At 72.1% G+C, this 24,278-nt stretch carries 21 protein-coding genes; 5 read left to right on the forward strand and 16 right to left on the reverse strand.

Going from position 1 to position 24,278, the window contains the following annotated elements; genetic code table 11:
* Positions 1-897 (reverse strand): LysR family transcriptional regulator (locus HF577_RS21215; protein ID WP_169397669.1); only part of this gene is annotated, 897 nt, incomplete at its 3' end.
* A 67-nt stretch (positions 898-964) separates the two neighbouring features.
* On the opposite strand from HF577_RS21215, the gene HF577_RS21220 reads away from it, so the two are divergent.
* Entirely contained in the window at positions 965-2,218 is a 1,254-nt protein-coding gene (locus HF577_RS21220; RefSeq protein WP_246266872.1) for an MFS transporter, read from the forward strand.
* Here the strand turns inward: HF577_RS21220 and HF577_RS21225 are convergent.
* The 6 genes from HF577_RS21225 to HF577_RS21250 all read right to left on the reverse strand — a co-directional run bounded on the left by HF577_RS21225 (position 2,208) and on the right by HF577_RS21250 (position 8,378).
* Positions 2,208-3,155: an alpha/beta fold hydrolase gene (locus HF577_RS21225; RefSeq protein ID WP_312859273.1), complete on the reverse strand. Its 948-nt coding sequence runs from the start codon at positions 3,153-3,155 to the stop codon at positions 2,208-2,210. The two genes, HF577_RS21220 and HF577_RS21225, sit on opposite strands and share 11 nt — an antisense overlap.
* A 65-nt stretch (positions 3,156-3,220) precedes the next feature.
* A complete protein-coding gene (locus HF577_RS21230) occupies positions 3,221-4,732 on the reverse strand; it encodes an acyl-CoA synthetase (RefSeq protein WP_169397671.1) in 1,512 nt (503 codons plus the stop codon).
* Positions 4,733-4,734: 2 nt separating this feature from the next.
* Positions 4,735-6,063, reverse strand: coding sequence for an MFS transporter (locus tag HF577_RS21235; RefSeq protein WP_246266874.1), 1,329 nt, complete (start codon positions 6,061-6,063; stop codon positions 4,735-4,737).
* Between the two features lie 34 nt (positions 6,064-6,097).
* On the reverse strand, positions 6,098-6,568 hold the full coding sequence (locus HF577_RS21240; protein WP_169397673.1) for a MaoC family dehydratase: 471 nt from the start codon (positions 6,566-6,568) through the stop codon (positions 6,098-6,100).
* A complete protein-coding gene (locus HF577_RS21245) occupies positions 6,565-7,443 on the reverse strand; it encodes an amidohydrolase family protein (RefSeq protein WP_169397696.1) in 879 nt (292 codons plus the stop codon). Before HF577_RS21245 ends, HF577_RS21240 begins: the two co-directional genes overlap by 4 nt.
* 17 nt (positions 7,444-7,460) lie before the next feature.
* Positions 7,461-8,378: an SDR family oxidoreductase gene (locus HF577_RS21250; RefSeq protein WP_169397674.1), complete on the reverse strand. Its 918-nt coding sequence runs from the start codon at positions 8,376-8,378 to the stop codon at positions 7,461-7,463.
* Positions 8,379-8,473: 95 nt separating this feature from the next.
* Between HF577_RS21250 and HF577_RS21255 the strand changes: the two genes are divergently transcribed.
* Positions 8,474-9,325 carry a PaaX family transcriptional regulator gene (locus HF577_RS21255; protein ID WP_312859274.1) on the forward strand — a complete coding sequence of 284 codons (852 nt, stop codon included), beginning with the start codon at positions 8,474-8,476 and terminating at the stop codon, positions 9,323-9,325.
* Between the two features lie 7 nt (positions 9,326-9,332).
* Here the strand turns inward: HF577_RS21255 and icmF are convergent, their stop codons facing one another.
* Together icmF and HF577_RS21265 are read right to left on the reverse strand one after the other, a co-directional pair.
* Entirely contained in the window at positions 9,333-12,548 is a 3,216-nt protein-coding gene (gene icmF / locus HF577_RS21260) for a fused isobutyryl-CoA mutase/GTPase IcmF (protein ID WP_312859275.1), read from the reverse strand.
* Positions 12,549-12,724: 176 nt separating this feature from the next.
* The gene (locus HF577_RS21265; protein ID WP_169397675.1) at positions 12,725-13,015 is read right to left on the reverse strand and encodes a hypothetical protein; all 291 of its coding nucleotides are present in this window, start codon (positions 13,013-13,015) and stop codon (positions 12,725-12,727) included.
* A gap of 99 nt (positions 13,016-13,114) precedes the next feature.
* On the opposite strand from HF577_RS21265, the gene HF577_RS21270 reads away from it, so the two are divergent.
* Positions 13,115-13,867, forward strand: coding sequence for a maleylpyruvate isomerase family mycothiol-dependent enzyme (locus HF577_RS21270; protein WP_169397676.1), 753 nt, complete (start codon positions 13,115-13,117; stop codon positions 13,865-13,867).
* Positions 13,868-13,873: 6 nt separating this feature from the next.
* Here HF577_RS21270 and HF577_RS21275 read toward each other — a convergent pair whose 3' ends face one another.
* The 4 genes from HF577_RS21275 to HF577_RS21290 are packed head-to-tail and all read right to left on the reverse strand — an operon-like array spanning position 13,874 to position 18,253.
* Positions 13,874-15,091, reverse strand: a complete 1,218-nt coding sequence (locus HF577_RS21275; protein ID WP_169397677.1) for a glycosyltransferase — start codon at positions 15,089-15,091, stop codon at positions 13,874-13,876.
* 50 nt (positions 15,092-15,141) lie between these two features.
* Entirely contained in the window at positions 15,142-15,675 is a 534-nt protein-coding gene (locus HF577_RS21280) for a GNAT family N-acetyltransferase (protein WP_169397678.1), read from the reverse strand.
* Positions 15,672-17,285, reverse strand: coding sequence for an alkaline phosphatase D family protein (locus HF577_RS21285; RefSeq protein WP_169397679.1), 1,614 nt, complete (start codon positions 17,283-17,285; stop codon positions 15,672-15,674). The genes HF577_RS21280 and HF577_RS21285 overlap by 4 nt, the downstream gene beginning before the upstream one ends.
* A 23-nt stretch (positions 17,286-17,308) precedes the next feature.
* Entirely contained in the window at positions 17,309-18,253 is a 945-nt protein-coding gene (locus HF577_RS21290; protein ID WP_169397680.1) for an ROK family protein, read from the reverse strand.
* Positions 18,254-18,348: 95 nt separating this feature from the next.
* Here HF577_RS21290 and HF577_RS21295 point away from each other — a divergent pair, with 95 nt between their 5' ends.
* Positions 18,349-19,341: a DoxX family protein gene (locus HF577_RS21295; RefSeq protein WP_169397681.1), complete on the forward strand. Its 993-nt coding sequence runs from the start codon at positions 18,349-18,351 to the stop codon at positions 19,339-19,341.
* Between the two features lie 60 nt (positions 19,342-19,401).
* On the opposite strand, the gene HF577_RS38565 is transcribed toward HF577_RS21295, so the two are convergent.
* Both HF577_RS38565 and HF577_RS21305 read right to left on the reverse strand, forming a co-directional pair.
* On the reverse strand, positions 19,402-19,617 hold the full coding sequence (locus HF577_RS38565) for a dodecin (protein WP_169397682.1): 216 nt from the start codon (positions 19,615-19,617) through the stop codon (positions 19,402-19,404).
* A gap of 232 nt (positions 19,618-19,849) precedes the next feature.
* A complete protein-coding gene (locus HF577_RS21305; protein ID WP_169397683.1) occupies positions 19,850-21,247 on the reverse strand; it encodes a carboxylesterase/lipase family protein in 1,398 nt (465 codons plus the stop codon).
* 328 nt (positions 21,248-21,575) lie between these two features.
* Between HF577_RS21305 and HF577_RS21310 the strand changes: the two genes are divergently transcribed.
* A complete protein-coding gene (locus tag HF577_RS21310) occupies positions 21,576-22,814 on the forward strand; it encodes a PP2C family protein-serine/threonine phosphatase (RefSeq protein ID WP_169397684.1) in 1,239 nt (412 codons plus the stop codon).
* Between the two features lie 16 nt (positions 22,815-22,830).
* Here HF577_RS21310 and HF577_RS21315 read toward each other — a convergent pair whose 3' ends face one another.
* The gene (locus HF577_RS21315; RefSeq protein ID WP_169397685.1) at positions 22,831-24,255 is read right to left on the reverse strand and encodes a pyridoxal phosphate-dependent decarboxylase family protein; all 1,425 of its coding nucleotides are present in this window, start codon (positions 24,253-24,255) and stop codon (positions 22,831-22,833) included.
* Between the last annotated feature and the right edge of the window lie 23 nt (positions 24,256-24,278).

Genomic DNA, 24,278 nt, shown 5'->3' on the forward strand with positions numbered 1-24,278 from the left:
GAGGGGTCTGCTGCGCAGGAAGTCCTGCAGCACCCCGACCGGCGGGGTGAGTGGGCGGTCGCGCACCCGCACGAGACCGATCGTCCGTGTCGTGCGGGGCTCGGTGATCGGCAGCTCCACCACCCCGGGGGTGGCGGGGTGAGCAGCCATCGGTAACAGCGCCACGCCCAGGCCGGCGCCGACGAGCCCGCGCAGGGTCTCGACGTCCCCGCCCTCGAACGCCACCCGCGGCACGAACCCGGCCTCCCGGCACCACGCGTCCACGGTGCCGCGCATGCCGAAGCCCGGCAGGAAGCCGACGAACGGGTCCCGGGCGGCCTCGGCGAGTGCGACGCCGCCGGTGCGCGCCGCGAGGGGATGGTCGGCGGGGACCGCGAGCCGCAGCTCCTCCTCGCCGAGCGGCTCCGTCTCCAGCCCGGGCTCGTCCGGCAGGGGTGAGGTGAGGGCCAGGTCGGCGTCTCCCGCCCGGAGCCGATCGAGCAGCAACGCGTGGGGGCCCTGCACCAGGTCGAAGCGGATGCCGGGGTGGAACGCCCGGAAGTCGCGCAGGAGCCGGGGGACCGCCGCGGCGCCCAGCGTGGACAGGAACGCGAGGCCCACGCGGCCGCGCAGCTCGTCGGCGTCGCCCCGGATCTCCCGGACGGCCGCGGCGAGCTCGCCCAGCGCGCGCTCCGCGTGCCGCAGGAGGGTGCGGCCCTCCCGGGTGAGGCGCACCGTGCGACCGGTCCGGACGAACAGCCCGACGCCGAGATCGGCCTCCAGCCGGGCGATGCTGCGGCTGAGCGTCGACTGCGGGACGCCGATCTCCTCCGCCGCATGGGTCATGTGCTCGGCCCGCGCGACGGCGACGAACTGGCTCAGCCGGGGCGCGATGGCGAGGGCGCCGATCTCATCCATAACTGCATCATGGCCTAGCCGAAGATGCATTGGACGCATCGGTCTTCCCGTCCTACGGTCGATAGCGATGACAACGATCTCTGCTGACGCCGCTCCCGCCGCCACCACCGGCCACGAGCGGGGCACCCCCGGCTACCGCCGGCTCGGCGCGGCGATGTGGTGCGCGGGTCTCGCCACGTTCGTGCTGGTCTACTGCGTGCAAGGGCTGCTCCCGACGCTGGCCGACCAGTTCCACCTCTCGTCGTCGACGTCCAGCCTGGCGCTGTCGGCGACGACGGGGGCACTCGCCCTCGCCGTGGTGCCGCTCGCCACGCTGGCCGAGTCGTGGGGCCGCGTGCGGGTGATGACGATCGCACTGGCGACCACGGCCGTGCTGGGCGTGCTCGCCCCCCTGGCGCCGAACTTCCCCGCGCTCGTCGGGATCCGGGCGCTGCAGGGGGTGGCGATCGCCGCGCTCCCGGCGCTCGCGATGTCCCACATGACGCGCGAGGTGGCGCCGCGGTGGCTCGGCAGCGCCGTCGGGCTCCTGATCGCGGGGAACACCCTCGGTGGGCTCTCGGGGCGGCTGATCGCCGGAGCCGTGGCCGACGTCGCGGGCTGGCGGATCGCCCTCGGTGTGATCGGCGTGCTCTCGATCATCTGCACCGTGGTGTTCCGGTTGCTGCTGCCGCCCGCGCAAGCTCCGGCGCCCGCGCAGGTGCGGCTCGGCGAGCTGGGCCCGCTCGTGCGTGTGCACCTGCGCGACCCCGGTCTCGTGTGCCTGTTCGGTATCGGGTTCCTGCTGATGGGCGCCTTCGTGACCGTCTACAACTACCTGGGCTTCCGGCTGCTGGCCCCGCCGTTCGACCTGCCGCCCCAGCTCGTCGGCCTGATCTTCCTCGGCTACATCGCCGGCACCTGGGCCTCGACGACCGCCGGCCGGCTCGGTGACCGGATCGGGCGGCGCAAGGTGATGTGGGGTGCGGTGCTCGTCGGTGTGCTGGGTGCGTGGGTGACGGTGCCGGACCACCTGCTCGCCGTGCTGGCCGGCCTCCTGCTCGTCACGATCGGGTTCTTCGGCGCCCACTCCCTGGCGAGCAGCTGGGTCGGCAGGCGCGCGACGCTCCTGCCCGGGGGGTCGCCGGGCGTGGCGTCCTCGCTGTACCTCTGCACGTACTACCTGGGCAGCAGCATCGGCGGGGCCGTCGGGGGCATCGCCTACGACGAGGCCGGCTGGCTGGGTGTGGTCGTCTACGTGAGCGGGCTGCTGGTGGCGGCGCTGGGACTGGCCCTGTGGCTGCGCAGGGTCCCCGCCCCGCAGCACGCCGCCGCTACGGCGTGATCGAGTCCAGGAAGCCGAGCAGCACGCGGTTCACCTGATCCGCCGCCTCCTGCTGGACCCAGTGGCCTGCCCCGTCGACGATCACCGTGCCGCGGTGGTCGTCGAGCCATTCGTCCTGCTTGCCGGGCGAGGTCAGCACCAGCACCGGGTCGAGCTGGCCGCCGATGAAGAAGCTCGGCACCGTGACGTGCGCGCCGGCGAGCTGTGGGGTGAGCTCCCAGTTGCGGTCGACGTTGCGGTACCAGTTCAGGCCGCCGGTGAAGCCCGTGCGACGGAACTCCTCCACGTAGTGCTCCAGCTCGGCAGGCTCCAGCCAGCTCGGCAGCTCCCGCGGCTCCGGGAAGCGGTCGATGAAGCCGCGGCCGTCGTCGGCGCCGCGCAGGATCTCGCCGGCTCCCCGCTCGGTCCGGGTGCCGCCGAGCAGCCGTCGCATCGTCCGCGCGGGGTCGGCGTCCAGCTCCGCGTCGGCGACGCCGGGCTCCTGGAAGTAGAGGATGTAGAAGAACGAGTCGCCGGTCGCGGCCCGCCAGAGCTCCGTGGGCGGCCGCTGTGCCCGCGGTGTGAACGGCACGCTCATCCCGCAAACACCCGCGACGCGGTCGGGGTGCAGCAGGGCGGTCTGCCAGACGACCGACGAGCCCCAGTCGTGGCCCACGAACACGGCCTTCTCCTCGCCGAGCTCGTCGAGCAGGGCGATGAGATCACCCGTGAGATGCAGGATGTCGTACCGGTCGATGCCCTCCGGGGCCGACGTCCGGCCGTATCCCCGCTGGTCGGGGGCGATCGCCCGGTAGCCGGCCGCGGCGACCGCGCCGATCTGGTGCCGCCAGGAGTAGGCGAGCTCCGGGAACCCGTGGGCGAAGATCACCGGTGGCCCGCTCCCCTCCTCCACCACGTGCATCTCGATGCCGTTGACGTCGACGCTGCGCTGGGGCACGGGGCGGACTCCTTGCTGGGACATCCTGGTGACGGCCCTTGTCAGACCGTAATACTCCGCTGGAGCTACGCCGGTCCCGGCGCGATGGCACGCAGCCTGCCCTTCTGCACCTTGCCGGAGCCGGTGCGCGGCAGCGCGTCGACCAGCTCGAAATCGACGGGGACCTTGTACTTCGCCAGCCGCTCGGCCACGTGCTGGTGCAGTTGCCGGGCGCCTGCCGTGGCGCCGGGGCGCAGCACCACGAACGCCTTGCCGGCCTCGCCCCATTTCTCGTGTGGGACGCCGATGACCGCGCACTCGGCCACCGCGGGGTGCTCGAACAGCACGCCCTCCACCTCCGCGGGGTACACGTTCTCCCCGCCGGAGATGTACATGTCCTTCAGCCGGTCGACGATGTGCAGGTGCCCGTCCTGGTCGACGGTCGCGAGGTCCCCGGAGTGGAACCAGCCGTCGGTGAACGCCGCGGCCGTGGCTGCGGGGTCGCCCCAGTAGCCGGGGGTGACGTTGGGCCCCCGCACGAGCACCTCGCCCGGCTCGCCGACCTCGACGTCGGTGAGGTCGGGGCGGACCACCCGCACGTCGGCGAAGAAGACCGGCACGCCGACCGACCCGGCCTTGGCGACGCTCTCCCGCGCCTCCAGGAACGTGGCGCCCGGCGCGGTCTCGGTGAGCCCGTAGCCCTGGCAGAACACGAGCCCGCGGTCCTGGAAGGTCGTGATCAGGGCCGGTGGCACGGGCGCACCACCGGTCATGAGGTTGCGGAGCGACGACAGGTCGGCGGTGCACCACCGCGGCGACCGGGCGAGCTCGGCGAACATCGTGGTGACCCCGAACATCCACGTGATCCGGTGCCGCGCGATCAGGTCGTAGCAGGAGTCCACGTCCCAGCGCGGCATGATCACCGAGCAGGCGCCCTTCAGGAAGGTGGGCAGCAGCGTCTGGTTCAGGGCCGCGACGTGGAACAGAGGGGCGCTGACCAGCGTGACCTCGTCGGAGGCGACGTCGACACCGATCATGATGTTGACGCAGTTCCACACGACGTTCGCGTGGGTGAGGACGGCTCCCTTCGGGCGCCCGGTCGTGCCGGAGGTGTAGAGGATCAGCGCCGGCTCGTCCTGGTGCACGGGTTCGTCGATCGGGGTCGGGTCACCGGAGCGCACCCAGGGCTCGTAGTCGATCTCGCCGGACGCCGGGTCCCGGAGGGCGACGACCGCCCGCAGCGCACCCCGGTCCGCCGGTGCCGGGCAGTTCGGCGCGCGGACCAGCACCGAGGCTCCGGAGTGCTCGATCATGTACCCGATCTCGGGGGCGGCCAGCCGCCAGTTCAGCGGCACGAAGACGGCGCCGAGCAGGTGGGTGGCGAACAGCGTCTCGGCGAACGCCGGGTGGTTCGGGCCGAGGAAGGCGACCCGGTCACCGCGGCGCACACCGGCCGAACGCAGCTGCGCGGCCAGCCTCGTCGCCCGCTCGTGCACCTCGGCGAACGTGGTCGTCGCATCCTCGTGGACGAACGCGGTGCGCCCCGGCGACATCTGCGCCCGCCGCGCAGGCCACCCCCCGATGCCGTGGTTGCGCATGCTCAGCTGATCGTCGTCGTCGGGGCGGCGGCGGCCGGGGACGGCGGGTTCTCGGTGAGGCTGTTCCCGCTCGTCTCCGCGAGCAGCACCACGCACACCACGGTGAGCAGGCAGAACCCGGCGATGATCAGCGAGATCGTCGTCGTCGAGCCGCCGCCGGCGAGAACGGAGGCGAACAGCACCGGCGCGAGCCCGGCACCCAGCCCGGACAGCTGGTAGCCCAGCGACGCGCCGGTGTACCGGCTGCGGGTGCTGAACAGCTCCGTGCACAACGCGGCGAGCGGCCCGTACATCGCCGGCTGGATCACGGCCTGGCCGACCACCAGCGCGACCACGAGCACCACGACGTCACCGCTGTCGACCATCGGGAACAGCAGGAAGCTGAACACCGCCATCGCCACCGCGCCGGCAAGGACGACGGGCCGGCGTCCCAGTCGATCCGACAGCGCCGAGAAGCCGATGATGCCGATCACGGCGAGCACCGAGGACAAGGTGAGGCCGTTCAGCACGGTCTGGCGGCTGTAGCCGGCCTCCACCCCGTAGGCGATGAGGAACGTGGTCAGCGTGCCCTGCGCCACGAACGCGGCCAGCCCGATCCCCACGGCGAGCAGCAGGTTGCGGGGGTGGTTGCGCAGCACGTCGAACAGCGGGACGCGTGCGGTCTTCCCGGCTGCCGCGAAGACCGGCGTCTCCTCGACCTTGAGCCTGATGAACAGGCCGATCCCGAGGAGCAGGATGCTGAGCAGGAAGGGCACCCGCCACCCCCAGACGAGGAACGCCTCCTCGCCGGCGATCGCCGCGGACGCCGTGAGCGCGACGGTCGAGAGCACCATGCCGCAGGGCGCACCGGCGTTGGTGAAGCTCGCCCACAGCCCGCGCCGGGACGTGGCGTGCTCGGCCGACATCAGCACCGCGCCGCCCCATTCGCCGCCGACGGCCACGCCCTGCAGGATGCGCAGCGTGACGAGAATGATCGGCGCCCAGATGCCGATCTGCCCGTAGGTCGGGAGCGCCCCGATCAGGAAGCTCACGACGCCCATCAGCGTCATGGTGGTGACCAGCATCTTCTTCCGGCCGATGCGGTCACCGAAGTGGCCGAACAGGATCCCGCCGAGCGGCCGGGCGAGGTAACCCGCCGCGAACGTCCCGAAGCTCGCCACGGTTGCCGTCAACGGATCGAGCGTGGAGAAGAACACCTTCCCGAACACCACCGCGGAGGCGGTGGCGTAGAGCAGGAAGTCGTAGTACTCGATCACGCTGCCGACGAAGCTGGATGCGACCGCACGTCGGAGCTGGACGGTGGAGTGGGTGGTGGCTGCCGGGTTCGCCATGGTGGACATCCCTACGTTGGGCGCGGGCGAGGGGTTATGCGTAGTGCCGGAACAGCGCCTGTGCGACACAGGCCGGTTTCGTGGAGCCGTCGATCTCGATCGTGAAGGTCAGGGCCATCTGCACGCCGTTCCCGCCGACCTCGTCGACGGAGTCGACCGTGCCGTGCAGCCGGATCCGGCTGCCGACGGGGACGGGGCTGGGAAAGCGCACCTTCTCCAGCCCGTAGTTGACGCTCATCGACGTCCCGCGGATCTCCAGCAGTTCGCCGAAGAGCGGGATGATCAAGGAGAGCGTCAGGTAGCCGTGCGCGATCGTCGTGCCGAAGGGACCGGTGCGGGCCCGCTCCGCGTCGACGTGGATCCACTGGTGGTCATCGGTCGCATCGGCGAAGGTGTCGACGCGGTCCTGGGTGATCTCGTGCCATGCCGTGACGCCGAGATCGGCGCCGGCGAGCGCCGTGAGCTCCTCGATGCCGGTGGCGACGGTGGTCGCAGCGTTGGTCATGACCGCCGCTCCGCGAGGCCGAGCAGCGCGGCGGCGTTGTCCTTGAGGATCTTCGGCCGGACCTCGGGCTTGATCTCCAGCTTCGCGAAGTCCGCCAGCCAGCGGTCCGGCGTGATGACCGGGTAGTCCGAGCCGAACAGCACCTTGTCCTTGAGCAGCGAGTTCGCGTACCGGACGAGCTGCGGCGGGAAGTACTTCGGCGACCACCCGGACAGGTCGATGTAGACGGACGGCTTGTGGGTGGCCACGGCCAGCGCCTCGTCCTGCCACGGGAACGACGGATGGGCGAGGATGATCCGCAGGTCGGGGAAGTCGACGGCCACGTCGTCGACGAGCATGGGGTTCGAGTACTTCAGGTGGATCCCGCCCCCGCCGGGCACGCCGGCGCCGATCCCGGTCTGGCCGGTGTGGAACAGCGCGGGGACGCCCAGCTCCTCGATCGCCTCGTAGAGCGGGTAGGCCATGGGGTCGTTCGGGGAGAAGCCCTGCATGCTCGGGTGGAACTTGAACCCGCGCACGCCGTGGTCCTCGACGAGCCGCCGCGCCTCGCGCACGCCCGCCCGGCCCTTCCACGGGTCGACGCTGGCGAACGGGATCAGCACGTCGGCGTGCTCGGCGCAGGACTGCGCGACCTCCTCGTTGGCGATCCGGGGGTGTCCCGTGGCGTGCTCTGCGTCGACCGTGAACACCACCGCCGCCATGCGGCGTTCGCGGTAGTACGCGGCCATCTCCGGGATCGTCGGCCGGCGGTGGTCGTGAGCGCCGAAGTAGTCGGCCGAGGCATCGAACAGCTCGGGGCTCAACGACACGTGACCGGTGGCGGACACCTCGGCGTGGGTGTGGACGTCGATCGCGACGAGCGCGTCGACGTCGATCGTGGCGGCGGGTGCGCTCACGGCTGCCCCGCCCGAGCGGCGGGCATCGGAATGCCGTAGGTCTCCGGGGTGCGGCCGAGGCCGCCCGGCCACGCGGCCGCGATGGCGTCGGCGCTCCAGCCGCCCTCGGCGTAGGCCGTCGCGCGCTCGTGCGGGTGGGCCCACAGGGTGAGCTTGTCACCGCCGATGCCGATGGCCTGCCCGGTGACGTCCGCCGCCGCGTCCGAGGCCAGGAAGACCACCAGGCCGGCGACGTCCTGGGCTGTACCGAACCCCTCGTCGTGGCGCAGCCACGATGGCAGCGGCTCGTCCCGCTGCTCCAGCGCCTCGACGTACGGGGCGAACGCCGGGATCGTGCGGGTCATGTCGGTGGCCGCCACCGGGACGATCGCGTTCGCCGTGATCCCGGCCTTCGCCAGCTCCAACGCCCAGGTCCGCGCCATCGCGGCGATCCCTGCCTTGGCGGCCGCGTAGTTCGTCTGACCGAAGTTGCCGCGCTGTCCGGCAGGGGACGCGGCGAGGATCAGCCGGCCGCCGGTGCCCTGCGCGCGCATCTGCACGACGGCCGCGCGGGCGCACGTGAACGTCCCCCGCAGGTGTACCTCGACCACGGCGTCGAAGTCTTCGTCGGTCATCTTCCACAGAACCCTGTCCCGCAGGATCCCGGCGTTGGTGACCATCACGTCGAGGTGTCCGAAGGCCGACACCGCGCGGTCCACGAGCCGGTCGGCGGCGTCGGCCGAGCCCACCGCGACGAGCTCGGCGACGGCCGATCCGCCGCGCTCACCGATCCGCCGTACGGCGCGCTCGGCCGCGTCGGCGTCGACGTCGTTGACCACGACCGCGGCGCCCGCAGCGGCCAGCGCCTCGGCGTAGGCCAGCCCGAGGCCGCGACCGCTGCCGGTCACCACCGCCACCCGCCCTGTCAGGTCCATCGCCACATCCCTTGCTCGAATGCGGCGAAACGTTAGGCGCAACTGTGACGACCGTCAACGTTGTGCCCAGTATTGCCCGGGGCTACCCTCGCCGGGTGCCGATCCGAGACGACGAACCGGGCGTGGCGAGCGCCCGCCCGCAGTCGCTCATGCTCACCTTCCTCGGCATCTACGTGCGCGGACGCGACACCGCGGTCTACTCGGGCAGCGTCATCGAGGTCTTCGAGCGGATCGGTATCTCCGAGGAGGCCGTGCGCTCGACGCTGACACGAATGGCCACGCGCGACCTCCTCGCCCGGCACCGGCGTGGCCGGAAGGTGTACCTCGCGCTCACCCCGCGCGCCGTGGCCGTCCTCGAGGACGGGTACCGGCGGATCTGGGAGACCGGTGCGGTCAACCGCGACTGGAACGGCAGCTGGACGCTCGTCGGCTTCTCGCTGCCGGACTCACGCCGCAGCGAACGCCACGACCTGCGATCCCAGCTGGTATGGGCGGGATTCGGACCGCTCCAGAACGGCCTGTGGATCGCGGCGGGCGAGGTCGACGTCGTGCGGATCGTCGAGGATCTCGGGCTCGCGGATGCCGTCACGGTGCTCACCGCACAGGCCACGAAACCGACCGAGTCGGCCGATCTCGTGGGCAAGGCGTTCGACCTGCCGACGATCGCCGCGCGCTACCAGGCGTTCCTGAGCCGCTGGGATGTCACCGCTCCGGCCGTCGAGGCCCGTGACGACCTGGCCCGGCAGCTCCTGCTGCACACCGACTGGCTCCAGCTCGTCCGCCAGGACCCCCACCTGCCCGCCGAGCATCTCCCGGCCGGTTGGCCTGCCGTCCGCGCGGAGAAGGTGTTCCGCACGCTGGCTGCCCGGTACGACCCGGCGGCGGCCGGGATCGCGGCCGGGCTGCTCGACGAGATCGCGCTCCCGCCCGCCGCAGCAGGGTCGTGATCGCGACCTACATGTTGCGCCGGTACTGGCCGCCCACCTCGAAGAACGCGTCCGTCAGCTGGCCCAGCGAGCAGACGCGGGCGGCCTTCATCAGCTCGTCGAAGACGTTGCCGCCACCCGTCGCCACGTCCTGCAGCCGCCGGACCGCGGCCTGTGCCTCGCCGGTGTGCCGGGTGCGGAAGTCGGCGAGCCGGTCGAGCTGGCTCTTCTTCTCCGCCTCGGTGGCGCGGGCGAGCTCGATCTCGTGCGGCGCCTCCGACCCCTCTCGCACGAACGTGTTGACGCCGACGATCGGCAACGTGCCGTCGTGCTTGCGGTGCTCGTAGAGCATCGACTCGTCCTGGATCCGCCCGCGCTGGTACCCGGTCTCCATCGCGCCGAGCACCCCGCCGCGCTCGGAGATCCGGTCGAACTCGGCCAGCACGGCCTCCTCGACGAGATCGGTGAGCTCGTCGATGACGAACGAACCCTGCAGGGGGTTCTCGTTCATCGACAGGCCCCATTCGCGGTTGATGATCAGCTGGATCGCCATCGCGCGCCGTACCGACGACTCGGTCGGCGTGGTCACCGCCTCGTCGAACGCGTTGGTGTGCAGCGAGTTCGCGTTGTCGTAGAGCGCGCACAGTGCCTGCAGGGTGGTGCGGATGTCGTTGAAGTCCATCTCCTGCGCGTGCAGCGACCGCCCCGAGGTCTGCACGTGGTACTTGAGCTTCTGTGACCGCTCGTTCGCGCCGTACCGCTCGCGCATGGCGACGGCCCAGATCCGCCGCGCCACCCGTCCGATCACCGAGTACTCCGCGTCCATCCCGTTGGAGAAGAAGAACGAGAGGTTCGGGGCGAAGTCGTCGACATCCATCCCGCGGGCGAGGTAGCTCTCGACGAAGGTGAACCCGTTGGCGAGGGTGAACGCGAGCTGGCTGATGGGGTTGGCCCCGGCCTCGGCGATGTGGTAGCCGGAGATGGAGACCGAGTAGAAGTTCCGCACCTTGTGCTGGATGAACCACTCCTGGATGTCGGCCATCATCCGCAAGGAGAACTCGGTGGAGAAGATGCAGGTGTTCTGGCCCTGGTCCTCCTTGAGGATGTCGGCCTGCACCGTGCCGCGGACGTTCTGCAGGGCGAACGCCGTGAGTCCCTCGTGTTCCTGTGCCGACGGCTCCCGCCCGTGCTCGGCGCGGAACTTCTCGACCTGCTGGTCGATCGCGGTGTTGAGGTAGAAGGCGAGGATCGTCGGGGCCGGGCCGTTGATCGTCATCGACACCGAGGTCGTCGGCGAGGTGAGGTCGAACCCGTCGTAGAGCGCCTTCATGTCCTCGAGCGTCGCGATCGAGACGCCGGAGGTGCCGACCTTGCCGTAGACGTCAGGGCGCGTGTCGGGCTCGCGCCCGTAGAGCGTGACGGAGTCGAACGCCGTGGAGAGCCGTTTGGCCTCCGAGTCGGCCGACAGCAGCTTGAAGCGCCGGTTGGTGCGGAAGGCGTCGCCCTCGCCCGCGAACATCCGCGCCGGGTCCTCGCCCTCGCGCTTGAACGCGAACACCCCCGCGGTGAACGGGAACTTCCCGGGCAGGTTCTCCTTGCGCAGGAACCGCAGCAGCTCCGCGTCCTCGGTGTAGCGCGGCAGTGCCACCCGCCGCACCCGGTTGCCCGAGAGGGTCTCGCGGGTGAGCCGGGTGCGCAGCTCCTTGTCGCGGACCTGCACCACCATCTCGTCGCCCGAGTAGGCCTCGACGACCTCCGGCCACGTGTCGAGCAGCTGGGCGGCCTCCGCGGGAAGGGCCTGCTCCGCCTGCTCCAGCACGCCGGCCAGGCCACCCTCGTCGGCGCCTGCCGCCTGCAGCGCCGCGCGCGCGGTGCGGAGGTGCTGGCGCTGCCGGGCGGCGTCGACGGCCGCGGCGGTCCTCGCGTGGTAGTCGCGGACGGTGGCGGTGATGTCGGAGAGGTACCGCGTGCGCTGGGACGGGATGATCGCGGCGTGCTCCGAGGAGGTCTTCCGGTCGGTGCGCGGGAGCCTGCCCTCGCCGGTGACCAGCCCGTTCTCGCCGAGCAGCGGGACGATGTGCTGGTAGAGGGCGGTGACGCCGTCGTCGTTGAAGGTGGCGGCGCTCGTGCCGAAGACGGGCATGTCCTCCCACGACGCGCCGAACGCCTCGCGGTTGCGCACGAGCTGGCGGCCCACGTCGCGGCGGGCGTCCTCGGCGCCGCGCCGCTCGAACTTGTTGATCGCGACGACGTCGGCGAAGTCGAGCATGTCGATCTTCTCGAGCTGGGACGCGGCGCCGAACTCGGGCGTCATCACGTACAGCGAGCGGTCGGCGAACGGCACGATGCCGGCGTCGCCCTGCCCGATGCCCGGCGTCTCGACGATCACCAGGTCGAACGCGGCGGCCTTGAGCACGGCGAGCACGTCACCGAGCCGCTCCGGGAGCGGGGCGTCGGCGCCCCGGGTGGCCATCGAGCGGAAGAAGACCTGGTCGCCGCTGAGGGAGTTCATCCGGATCCGGTCACCGAGGAGCGCGCCTCCGCCCCGGCGGCGGGTCGGGTCGACGGCGAGCACGGCGATGCGGAGCTTGTCCTCCTGGTCGAGCCGGAACCGGCGCACCAGCTCGTCGGTGAGGCTCGACTTGCCCGACCCTCCGGTGCCGGTGACCCCCAGCACGGGAACCGGGCGGCGGGGCTCGAGGTCGAGGCCCGCCGGCAGCCGGCCGGCCTCGGCGAGGGTGAGCGTGCGGGCGAGCGTGGTGTGCTCGCCGGCGAACAGGCCGTCGAACGACGGCGGTGGCTGCTCGGCGAGATCGACGTCACATTCGCGGATCATCAGGTTGATCATCCCGGGCAGGCCGAGCCGCTGGCCGTCCTCGGGGGAGAAGATGCGGGAGACGCCACGCGAGTGCAGCAGCTCGATCTCGGCGGGCACGATCACGCCGCCGCCCCCGCCGTAGACCTTCACGTGCCCGGCGCCGCGCTCGCGCAGCAGCTCGACGAGGTAGGTGAAGTACTCGACGTGCCCGCCCTGGTAAGAGCTGACGGCCACGCCCTGTGCGTCCTCCTGGATCGCCGCGGCGACCACCTCGTCGACGGAGCGGTTGTGCCCCAGGTGGATCACCTCGGCGCCCTGGCGCTGCAGGATCCGCCGCATGATGTTGATGGCGGCGTCGTGGCCGTCGAAGAGGCTGGCAGCGGTGACGAACCGGACCGGGTGGGTGGGCACGTGCAGCTCGGCCACGACACTCCTCCTCAGGCAGGACAGATACTAGGGAATCCTACTATCGGAAGTACGAGTGTTGGACCGGCCGGACGGGGGTCACCCGTCGCGACGGTCCGCAGAGGACGGGCTTGCGGTCGGAAAGGCGGCGATGCCGGCACGAGCGCGCGTGCCGGCGATCACGTCATGGGTCGTGGTCAGGCCACCCGGCGGGTCGGCGAGATCTCGATGGTGGGCATCTCGATCTCGATGGTGGGCGGGTCCTGAGCGGGCGGCTCCACCGTTGGGGCGCTGACGACGGGCCGCCGTAGCCGCTTGCTCACCAGGGGGGTCACCGCGCCGAGGGCCACCAGGGCCACGCCGGCCGCCGCGATCGAGGTGGCCGCGGCCTCCGGAGCGACCATGACCAGCACAAATGCCGTTGCCGGCCACCACATCAATGCCCGCAGCGGGGCGGGGACTGTCCATTCCCGTGCGTCGCGCGCCATGGCAATTTCCTACCCGATCCGGGTATCACCCATGCGGGCGCCCCCCGATGCGTACGCGCCGTCACAGGTGGGGGCCGTGGAGGGACTACCGTCACGGACGTGGAGCACGCCGACGCGCTGATCGAGCAGAACCGCTTACTCGGTGAGCTCATCGCCGAAGCCGACCCGACCCTCGAGGTGCCGAGCTGCCCCGGTTGGAACGTGCACCAGCTCCTCACCCATGTGGGGCGCCTGGACCGGTGGGCCGCCATGATCGTGCGCGAGCGGGCCGATGCCCGCGTCGAGGTGCGTTCGGTCCCCGACGGGAAGCCGCCCGCCGAGCTGCCCGCCGCTGTCGACTGGCTCACGGACAGTGCCCGCCTGATCCTCGACGCCGTCGCGGCCACCGGAGCGGACGCCCCTGTGTGGACGTTCCTTGGGCCGCGACCCGCAGCCTGGTGGGTCCGGCGGCGGCTGCACGAGTCGGTCGTCCACCGGGCCGACGTGGCCATCGCCCTGGGCGTCCCGTACGCCGTGGAGCCCGAGGTGGCGGCGGACGGCGTCTCCGAGTGGCTGGACCTGCTGGCCGCGCGCCCGGCGTCCGACGAGGCACCTCCGCTCGCTCCGGGGGCCACGCTGCACCTGCACGCCACCGACGAGGGGCTCGGCGCGGCGGGGGAGTGGATGGTGCGCGGCGGCGAGACCGGGCTCGCCTGGGAGCACGGTCACGGGAAGGGCACCGCGGCCGTCCGTGGGACTGCCGCCGACCTCCTGCTGGCGCTCATGCGCCGCATCGACGCGGACGCCCCGGGCCTGCAGGTGATCGGGGACGGGCCCACCTGGACGGCCTGGCGGGACCGCACCGCCTTCTGACCCGCGTCACCGCTGGTCGAGCTGCGTGATGTGCGAGAGCACGGCAGCGGGGCCGTCCTCGGCGCGGATCGTGCGAGCGATTTCGGTGGCGCGGTCGCGGTAGGCCGGCCGGTCAAGGCAGGAGCGCAGCGCGTCGGTCAAGATGTCGGCGGTCAGCTCGTGCAGTGGCACCGGGCGCGGCGCCACGCCGAGGCGGTGCAGCCGGTCCGCCCAGAAGGGCTGGTCGACCAGGACCGGCACCGGGACCGCCGGCACTCCCGCGCGCAGCCCGGCCCCGGTGGTGCCGGCTCCGGCGTGGTGGACCACGGCAGCGGTCCGGGGGAACAGCCAGTCGTGTGGCAGGTCCCCGACGACCAGGATGTCGTTACCGGCGGGTCCGAGCTCGGCCCACCCGGACTGGACGACGGCGCGCACGCCGGCACGTTCGACGGCGGCCGCGACGACGTCGTGGAGTCGCTCGTGGGCCGGGGTCATGCTGCCGAACCCGACGAACACCGGAGGGGGACCGGCCGCCAGGAAGTCGACCAGCTGATCCGGGGGCCGCCATGCCGGCGGTCCGGCCGGCCACCAGTATCCGGTCACGTGCACCGTTGCGGGCCAGTCGGCGGGCGGGGGGACCACTGCCGGGCTGAAGCCGTGGAAGATCGGCCAGTCGTCCGGCGGGCCGGACACCTCCGTGGTGGTGGCGGGAAGACCGAGCCGGGTGCGCAGCCGCTGCAGGGCGTCGGCGTAGAGGGAGCCGGTCCGGGTGAGCACCTCGCGACCCGCGGCGAGGTTGTCGGCGGGTGAGAGCTGCCCGGTGCTGGGCCAGCCGGGTGGCAGGAACTCCCGGGTGGGGACCCCGGGCGCGAGATAGACCCCGGCGCTCGGGATGCCGAAGCCGTCCGCGACGACCCGGGCCAGCGGAGCCGGCCCGAACGCGGTGAGCAGGACGTCGGTGCCGGCGGCCGCGGCGGCCGTCACCCCCTCGCTCAGCTCGTCGAGGAACGCGGCGAAGACCGATCGCGCGGCCTCCGGGGAGGGGGCGGCGGTGCGGGCGCGGACGAGCTCGACCGGATCGCCGGGAAGGGCCCGATACTCCAGCCCGCACTCGCGCACGAGACCGGCGAACCGGCCATGGGCGGCCAGCGCCACCTGGTGGCCGGCCTGCTGCAGCCGCCGGCCCAGGCCCGTGAACGGGGCGACATCACCCCGCGAGCCCGCCGTGATGATCAGAATCCGCATCGAGCCTCTCCGGTCGCGCACCGGGCCTGACGATCCGCGGCAGCGGAGTACTAGCTCAGGTCGTCCGGGAGCAGGTCCATCAGCAGCCCGTCGTGCCACTGACCGTCGCTGGAGCGCTCGTAGCTGCGCAGCACCCCCACCCGCCGGAAGCCGGCGCGCTCGCAGCTGCGGATGGCCCGCTCGTTGTGCGCAGCCGGGTCGATCACGACGCGGTGGTGCTCCCTGTGCCGGAACAGGAAGCGGGCCATGGCCCGCATCGCGTCGCAGCCCAGGCCCTGGCTCTGGTGGTCGGGGTGCAGGGCGAGGTCGATGGCGGCATGGCGGTGGTCGGGGTCGAGCTCCTCGCGGTAGATGATCAGCCCGACCACCTCGCGCGCCAGTTCGATGGCGTAGCAGTGCGGGCCGAGCAGCTCGCGGCGCACCCGTTCCAGGTCGTAGCCGCCCCACCATCTCGCGATCTCCGGATGTCCGAGGATCTCCAGGAAGGCCGGGACGTGTGCCGCGGTGGTGGGCCGGAGCACGACGGTCTGGCCGGCGATGGCGTTGATCCGCTGCGCCGCTGCTTCGCTTGTCAGCCCGGTCATGAGGTGAGCTCCACCCGCGCCTTCTCCGCCAGCGTGGCCGCGGTGCGCGGCTGCTCGAAGACCACCGCGGCACTCGCGCCGTCGATGTCGAGGGTGGCGATCATGTTGCCGAACAGCGGCCCTGTCAACCGGTTCCACGACAGGGGCATGGGCGGCGCGCCGGCGCGGGCCGCCCAGCGGCTCGCGAGGCGGCCCACGGTGCGCGACCAGCCGAGCCGGAACCCCGGCTTGATCATCCAGCTCATCGTGTTGTGCACGGGGGAGCACGTGAGCTGGTGCACCCGGGCGCTCGGACCGGACGGGAGGTCGGCGCGAGCGGCGTAGCTGTGGTGGACGTCCCCGGACAGGACGCTGACGGTGGTGGGACCGCTTGCCGCCGCCTTGTCGATCATCGCCGTGAGCCGGTCGAACGAAGCGCGGAAGGCCGCCCAGTGCTCCAGGTCGGCGGCCTGGCGGATCCGCTCGGCCAGCCGGCCCCGCCAGCCCGGTCGGCCCGAGGCGATCTCGTTGACCGTCTCGAGCTCACCGATGGCGTGCGGCAGGAGCCAGGGGATCGACGTGCCGATGACGAGGTGCTCCACCGGTCCGGGGGTACCGACCTGCTCCTCGATCCAGTCGAACTCGGTGTCGCCGAGCATGAGGTGCTCGCCGCCCTCGAGGATGCGCCCGTTGCGAGAGTCGATCATGATGAAGCGGCTGTGGCCGAGGTCCCAGCGGAAGCTGAACCGCACCCCCTTCGCGCCGTCGGTCTCGGCGTCGGCGCGGTCGGCGAGCTCGACGAGCAGCGGCCACGTGTCGCCGTCGTGCTCGAGGATCTTGCGGTAGTCGGGGTTGGATGCGAGCTCGTCGGGACGGAGGTTGCCGATGTGCTGGTACACCCAGTACGAGGCGATCCCGGCTCGGATGCGGTCGCGCCACCAGGGTGTACTGCGCATCTCGCCGCGCCAGGACGCCGAGGTGTTCCAGTCGTCGCGCACGTCGTGGTCGTCGAAGATCATGGCGGTGGGCACGGTGGACATCAGCCACCGGATCTCCGGGTCGGTCCACGAGTCGCGATAGAGCTCGACGTACTCGTCGTAGCCGACGATCTCCTCGTCCGGCCAGTCCGGGTGGCGGTCGCGCCGCCCGGCGATGCGGCGCCGGTTCCGGGGGGTCAGCTCGTCGGCGTACACCTGGTCCCCGAGCAGGAGCAGCACGTCGGCGTACTCCTCCGGTGCGCGCTTCGCCATTCGCGCCGAGTAGGCGTCGAGCGCGTCGATGCCCAGGCTCGCGGCGATCGTGGGGTCGGCCACCTTGGGGTAACGGCAGGACCCGAAGACGATGCGGTTGCTGCGGTCGGACTCCGGGCCGCGGGTGCGGATCACGCTCGGCGGGAACGGGCTCGCGGACGGCGGCCACACCGCCTCGCCGTCGATCTCCACCTCGTAGGGGGTGCGGCTGTCCGGGGCGAGACCGGTGACGGGAACGAGCGCGTAGTGGTGCCCGGACACCTCGAAGGTGCGCGCTTCGCAACCGAGCACCGAGACGGTGGCTGCGTGTTCCGTCTGCACCCAGACCGACGCGGTGGTCTCGCCGACGTGGCGCAGGACGGGACCCAGTACGAGTGACACGCGACTCACCCTAGTGACGCGCGTCAGACATGCTCCAGGGCGAGCAGCGCGGCGCCGATCTTGCCGGCGTCCCCGCCGAACGTCGCCGGGACGACGGGGGCGATGCCGCGTGCGGTGGGCGCGTACGCGAACTCCCGCGCGGCGGCCCGCGCAGGCGCCAGCAGCAGCTCCCCGGTCTCGACGAGGCCGCCCCCGACCACCACCGCGTCGACCTCGAAGATGTTGGCCAGCGACGCGATGCCGACCCCGAGCCACCGGCCGAGCCGGGCGAAGACCGCCTTCGCGATCTCGTCGCCCTGCTGCACGGCCTTGACGACGGTGTGGCCGGTCACCTCGCCGTCCTCGGCGCCGAGGCGAGCGATGAGCCCGCCGGGGTCGTCGGCGGCGGCGTCGCGGCCCATCCGGGTGAGCGCAGTGCCCGACGCGTAGGCCTCGAAGCAGCCGTGGTTGCCGCAGCCGCACCGCGGGCCGTCGGGGTTGAGGATGATGTGGCCGAGCTCGGCACCGAGCCCGGTGGGGCCGCGGTAGATGCGGCCGTCGAGCACGAGGCCGCCCCCGATGCCCGTGCCGACCGTCACGAGCACCATGTTGCGGTACGGCTCGCCGAGCCGGGCCTCGGCGAGCGCGGCGACGTTGGCGTCGTTGTCGACGATGACGGGCAGGCTGGTGGCCTTCTCCAGCTGCTCGCGCACGGGCCAGTCGCGGTAGGCGTTGTTGGGCGCCCAGAGCATGATGCCGACGGGCCACGAGACGATCCCGGCCGCGCCGACCCCGATGGTGGAGACGCTGTGGTCCGAGCGGAAGCGCTCGATCATCGAGAGCAGCACTGCGGTGACGGCCTCGCCGCTCGACTCCTCCGGCGTCGGCTCGACGTGCTCGGCCACCACCGTGCCGCGCGCGTCGACCACCGCTCCCGCGATCTTCGTGCCACCGATGTCGAGTCCGATGGCGAGCCTCGTGTCCGTCACCCGGGCATCTTGGCATCCGGCGGCGGTTCGCAGCGTTTGGTCCAGGTCGATGTGGGGAACGGCTCGACATGCTCCTTCGACGTGTTGCCCGACCTATGCTCGCCGCCCTGTTCATACACGGCGGCATCCAGGCCCTCCGGTCGCCGCAGGGTCACGCGCAAGTGGCGAAACCCGTGCTCGACGCGGTCGCGCCCGCGGTCGACAAAGCGATCGAGGTGGCTCCCATCGAGGAGCGCCCCGACGACGTCATGCTGGTCAGGATCGACGGCGGGGTGAAGGTCGTCGCCGGCACGATGCTGGCGCTCGGCAAGTTCCCTCGCCTGTCGTCGGCAGCCCTCGCCGCGTCGCTGATCCCGACCACCCTGGCCGGCCACCGGTTCTGGGAGGAGAGCGACGAGCAGAAGAAGCAGGACCAGCTCGTCCACTTCCTGAAGAACGCGGGCATGCTCGGTGGCCTCCTGATCGCCGCGGCCGACACCGAGGGCAAGCCCTCGCTCACCTGGCGCGGGCGCAAGGCCGCGAAGCTCGCCGCCGCCGCTGCCGGTGCCCAGGCAGCGTCGATCTCTGGTGGCGCCTCCGACGTCTCCGGCCGGGTCTCGGGCGTGGCCCACGAGGTCACCGGCAGGCTCACCGGCACCGCCTCCGACGCCACGGGCGCGGTCGCGGGGATCGCCGCCGGGCTGGCCGGCCTCGCGCCGGGCGCCGGCGCCGCCGTGTCCGCCCGCGCCGCCCGTACGAGCTCCGAGCTGACGTCCCGGGCCGGCGATCTCTCGGCCGACTGGGCCAAGCGCGCCGCCAAGGCCAGGAAGCGGGCCGAGAAGCGCGGGGCGAAGCTGCAGAAGGTCGCGGAGAAGCGAGGCGCCGAGCTGCAGAAGCGTGCCGCCAAGCGCACCGCGGAGCTGCAGAAGGCGGCCGGCAAGAAGCGTGCCGCGCTGGAGAAGAGGACCACTGCCAACGTCCTCGACCAGGCCTCCAAGCTCGGCCAGGACGTGGCGGCTCGGGCGTCCGCGCTCGGGGCCGAGGCCGCGCACCAGGCCGGGGGCGTCGCGAAGGACGCGAAGAAGCGCGCCCACGCGCTCACGCACTGAAACCTGTCGGCGAACAATCCGGCCCGGCTCCGTGGGAGCCGGGCCGGTCTCGTCCGTGTACTAGGTGAGGTCCTCGAGGCGGAACCCGACCTTGAGCGTCACCTGGAAGTGCTTGATCTCGCCGTCCTCCAGGTGCCCGCGGATCTCGGTGGTCTCGAACCAGTCGAGGTTGCGCAAGGTGCGCGCCGAGCGGCGGATCGCCGTGCGGATGGCGTCGTCGACGCTCTCCGTGGAAGTCCCGACGATCTCGGTGACGTGGTACACGTTGTCGCCCACTGTGGAGGTCCTTCCGTTGCACCGCTCTACCAGCGGAAACTGTTCAAATCGCAGCGGTCCCGCGATCGTCGTGGGGCGCCATGGCGCTGCCCTGGAACCGTCTTCCCGACCCGGGTGGCTCATGAAACCCTTCCCGGCGGCATGCCGGGTACACGGTGTCCCACCGCAGTGACCTCAGCGGCCGTCGAACCCGAGAGTGATCAACGATCTCCTCGCGATCAAGGTGACTGGCTCACACCTTGTCCGCCCAGATCTCCCGGGACGCCGACACGGGGTCGGCAACCACCGAGACGGGCACGTCCCAGATCCGCGTGAGCGCCTCACCCTTCCGGTACTGCGGCCAGCCGGGGTCGCCGGTGGCGGCGAAGGCCGTCAACGACGTGCGGACCTCCTGCGCCAGGCCGACAGCCTCCGGCGGGACCGAGTCGCCGAAGAGCATGGCCGCCGTTGGACCGTGGAAGTTGCCGAACGTCAGCGGCACGTCGAGCAGGTGGCAGGCGCCGAGCGCCCCACCGAACACGGGGGTCGGCCAGGCCAGCTCGTAGCACCAGCTGCGGCCGGGGTGCTCCTCGGCGCACCACGTCGACGGGATGCGGAAGAACGCGTCGGACTGGATGAGGATGTACAAGTCGGCGTCGGAGGCGCCGGGATACGCGGCTCGGTAGGCGTCGAGAGGAACGGCGTGCGCCGCCGCGACACCGGAGACGTCAACGGCGGACAGATCCTCGTTCATCGCCATGGCGAAGAACCGGTACTCGTCGCGGGTGAACCCGGTCATCAGGTCGACCTCCCCACGCAGGCCGCGCCAGGGCTGGTCACGCACCACATCCCCATCCACCACCGGCCCGTAGGGAGTGACCTCGCCCGCCCTCGACTGCACGGCGTGGATCGCCTCGGACGCCACGCCCGCGAAGGCCTCGGAAGTGAGCGGCACACCGAGCGCCGCCGCGATCCGCTCCGCCGTGCCGCGCGCCCGTTCCTCGGACAGGAAAGCCGCTGTGACGCTCTGCCCGATGGCCCGGCCGAACAGCCCGCGGCCGGCCTGGGCGGCCGTCAGCGCCGCCACAGCGCTGCCTCCCGCCGACTGCCCGAAGATCGTCACATTGCCCGGGTCCCCGCCGAAACGCGCGATGTTCTCCTGCACCCAGCGCAGGGCCGCGAGCTGGTCGAGCAGCGCGCGGTTCTGCGGCGCGTCCGGCAGCCAGCCCAATCCCTCGAAGCCTGTGCGGTAGTTCAAGGTCACCAGCACGACGCCCGAGCCGGCCAGGTTCGCGCCGTCGAACTCGGGCTGGCTCGCGGAACCGAAAATGAACGCCCCGCCGTAGAGCCAGACCATCACCGGGAGACCGGCTGCTCCGGGATCGGGCGTCCAGACATTGACGGTGAGGCAGTCCACAGCGTCACCCGGGTGCCACAGTGCCGGCAAGGGGCGCATCTGGGCCTGCGGTGGCGAGGCGCTGAAAGCGCTACCGTCGAGGACACCGTCCCACGGCTGTGGCTGCTGCGGCGCCTGGAATCGCCGGGGGCCGTCGAGGGGCGCGGCGTACGGGATGCCCTTGAAAACGCTGACACCATTGTCCGTCATGCCTCGTACGGCACCCTGTGTCGTCTGCGCGATGATCTCTTGCATGGCATCACCCAACACCACCGGCAAAGGCGCCCGGTCCCCAACCGGTAAGGGTTGCACAACACATACCGCCGGTTCATTTTATCCGCCGAGAGCCGACGGCGAGAGTTCATTTGATTGAAGCCCTTGGACCGTGGTGCCGGCGCCCTCGGTGGGACCGTCGGCGAGCAGCGTCCTGGCTCCGCAGTCGCGGTCAGCCCACGTCCAGCACCGCCTTGCCCGCGATCCGGCGGCCGACGGGCGCGGTCCCTCGATCACACCCGCACTGCGGGGCAGCGGTCCACGGGAGGTTGTTCCTCCGCCGGGACACCGCGGATGACAGGGTGGGCGGATGACGGAGCAGGCAGAGGCGAACCGACCAGGGGTCGGCGCGCTCCTGCGTAGCCTCGACGAGGCGCCCCCCACGGAGCTCGTCGACGTCTGCTCGAGCTGGCTGGTGCGGCACATCGGAGCCCGGGCGTGCGTCCTGCTGCTGTCCGACTACGCCGAGGCCAGCCTGGAAGCGGTCGGTCGGGGCCGGGGTGCGGCGGAGCTCCGCTCGCAGGACCTGGTCGGCAGTGCCGCCGGGGAGGCCTACCGCGAGCAGCACATCGTTGCGATGGCCGTCGACCATCCGGACGACGTCCCGGCGGCCGGAGCCGTGACGGGCGGGGTGGGGGGACCGGCGCTGGTCGTGTACCTCCCGGTGTCGGTGCGGTCCGAGCGACTCGGTGTCCTGGCGATCACGCTCCCGGGCGAGGACCTGGACCCGGACGTGGCGCAGGTCCTCGAGGACGTGGCGCGGGTGTTGGGACACGTGCTCACCGGGGCCCGCCGGTACACCGACCGGTTCGAGATGCTGCGGCGCCGTCGAGAGCTCGGGCTGGCCGCGGAGATCCAGTGGGAGCTGCTGCCCAGCCTGGCGTTCGAGCTACCCGACTTCTCCATCGCGGGCACCGTGGAGCCGGCGTACGAGATCGGAGGGGACAACTTCGACTACGCGATCAGTGCCCACCGGCTGACCGTGGGCGTCAGCGACGCGGCCGGCCACGGGCTGCGGGCCGCCCTGCTCGCCAGCCTCTCGTGCACCGCGATGCGCAACGCGCGCCGGGCGAACTGCACGATCGTCGAGCAGGCGAGGGCGGCCAACGGGCACCTGGTCGAGCAGTTCCCCGGGTCCGACTTCGTCACCGGCCTCCTGCTCGACCTCGACGTCGACACCGGTGTCGGGACGATCCTCAACGCCGGCCACCCACCTCCGCTGCTGGTGCGCGACGGGGCGGTGAGCGAGCTGGTGCTGGCCGCCGGGTACCCGCTGGGGCTGATGACGCCGGTCGAGTACCCGCTGCACCCGATCCGGTTGCAGCCCGACGACCGGCTGCTGCTGTTCACCGACGGGATCACCGAGGCGCACCGGCCGGGGCATCGGGAGTTCGGCTACCGCCGCCTCGCCGCGATGCTCGCCGAACACCGGCACCTGCCGCCCGCCGAGCTCGTCCGGCGGATCACCCACGCCGTCACCGAGTCCTGCCACGGCGAGCTCAACGACGACGCCACCGCGGTCTGCCTCGACTGGCACCCCTCCGGCTGATCGGACGGGGTGACGATCACCGCTCGGCGAGCGCCGCCACAATCGCGTCGACGGAGCGGTCGACGTCGGCCTCGGTGGTGAGCCAGCTCGACACAGAGATGCGCATCAGCCGCATCCCGTGCCACACCGTGCCGCCCATCCAGCACTCCCCGGAGTCCTGGACGGCCTCGATCACCCGGCCGGTCCGCTCGTCGTCGCCGAAGCGGACGAGCACCTGGTTGAGCACGACGTCGTTGACGACGGTGACCCCATCGAGGCGGGCGAGCCCGTCGGCGAACCGGCGGGCGAGCGCGCAGCAGCGCTCCACGAGGTCGGCGACGCCGTCGCGCCCGAGCTGCCGCAACGCGGCCCACGTCGTGAAGCCGCGGGCGCGGCGCGAGGACTCCAGGACGTACGCGCCGGGTGAGCGGAACGCCTCGGCGCCCGTCCCGGTGAGGTAGGGGGCGCTGTAGGACGTGGCCGCGACGTGCGCGGCCGGGTGGGCGCAGAACGCGTACCCGGCGTCGTAGGGGACGTTGAGCCACTTGTGGCCGTCGGTCGACCACGAGTCGGCCTGCTCGATCCCGGCCACGAGGTGGCGGGTGGCAGGGGCGGCGGCGGCCCATAGGCCGAAGGCCCCGTCGACGTGGACCCAGGCGCCGTGGTGGTGCGCCGCCGCGATCGCGGCGGGGAAGTCGTCGAACGCTCCGGTGTTCACCTCGCCGGCCTGCAGGCAGACGATCGTGGGGTCGGTGCTCGTGTCGGCGAGGGCCCGCGCGAGGTCGGCCAGGTCGATCGAGCCCTGCAGGCCCGTCTGCACCGGGACGACGGCGTCGGTTCCCAGCCCGAGCAGGCGCAGTGCCCGGTCGACGGTGGCGTGGCGTCCCGTGCCGGCCACGACGCGGACCCGCGGAGCCCCGTGCAGCCCCTGGCGTTCGACGTCCCATCCCGCGTCCGCGAGCACGCCGTGCCGGGCGGCGGCGAGGCAGACGGTGTTGCCGGCCTGTCCACCGGTCACGAAGCCGAACGAGGCGTCTTCGGGCAGGCCGAGCAGGTCCTTGAGCCAGGCACCCGCCACGTCCTCGACCACGGCGGCGACGGGGGAGGTCAACGGGTTCCACGCGTTCTGGTCCCACGCGGTGGTCAGCACGTCGGCCGCCGTCGGGGCGTCGAGTGCCCCGCCGGTCACGAACCCGAAGTAGCGCGGTCCGGTGCTCGCCACCAGCGCCGGTTCGACCGCGTCCGCCAGCCGGCCGACCACGTCCGCGGCCGGGGTGGGCCCGTCGGGCAGCGAACCGAGCGCGGCCCGGACGGCGTCGACAGCGGCGGCCGACGGGAAGGCCGGGCCGTCACCGACCCGCTCCCGGTAGGCGGCACCGCGGGCGGCCACGTACTGCAGGAGGTCGCGAAGGTCGCTGCCGGTCGTCGCGGTGACGGCATGGTCGGCGCTGGAGTCGGTCATGCCCCGACAATGCCGGACCCCGC

This window comes from Pseudonocardia xinjiangensis (assembly GCF_012911925.1).
GTDB lineage: Bacteria > Actinomycetota > Actinomycetes > Mycobacteriales > Pseudonocardiaceae > Pseudonocardia > Pseudonocardia xinjiangensis.

Bases quoted from the DNA above. Each gene is read 5' to 3' on its own strand.
- HF577_RS21220 (WP_246266872.1), top strand. From the start codon at position 965: ATGACAACGATCTCTGCTGACGCCGCTCCCGCCGCCACCACCGGCCAC.
- HF577_RS21230 (WP_169397671.1), bottom strand. From the start codon at position 4,732: ATGCGCAACCACGGCATCGGGGGGTGGCCTGCGCGGCGGGCGCAGATG.
- HF577_RS21235 (WP_246266874.1), bottom strand. From the start codon at position 6,063: ATGGCGAACCCGGCAGCCACCACCCACTCCACCGTCCAGCTCCGACGT.
- HF577_RS21240 (WP_169397673.1), bottom strand. From the start codon at position 6,568: ATGACCAACGCTGCGACCACCGTCGCCACCGGCATCGAGGAGCTCACG.
- HF577_RS21250 (WP_169397674.1), bottom strand. From the start codon at position 8,378: ATGGACCTGACAGGGCGGGTGGCGGTGGTGACCGGCAGCGGTCGCGGC.
- HF577_RS21265 (WP_169397675.1), bottom strand. From the start codon at position 13,015: ATGGCGCGCGACGCACGGGAATGGACAGTCCCCGCCCCGCTGCGGGCA.
- HF577_RS21275 (WP_169397677.1), bottom strand. From the start codon at position 15,091: ATGCGGATTCTGATCATCACGGCGGGCTCGCGGGGTGATGTCGCCCCG.
- HF577_RS21280 (WP_169397678.1), bottom strand. From the start codon at position 15,675: ATGACCGGGCTGACAAGCGAAGCAGCGGCGCAGCGGATCAACGCCATC.
- HF577_RS21295 (WP_169397681.1), top strand. From the start codon at position 18,349: ATGCTCGCCGCCCTGTTCATACACGGCGGCATCCAGGCCCTCCGGTCG.
- HF577_RS21305 (WP_169397683.1), bottom strand. From the start codon at position 21,247: ATGCAAGAGATCATCGCGCAGACGACACAGGGTGCCGTACGAGGCATG.
- HF577_RS21310 (WP_169397684.1), top strand. From the start codon at position 21,576: ATGACGGAGCAGGCAGAGGCGAACCGACCAGGGGTCGGCGCGCTCCTG.
- HF577_RS21315 (WP_169397685.1), bottom strand. From the start codon at position 24,255: ATGACCGACTCCAGCGCCGACCATGCCGTCACCGCGACGACCGGCAGC.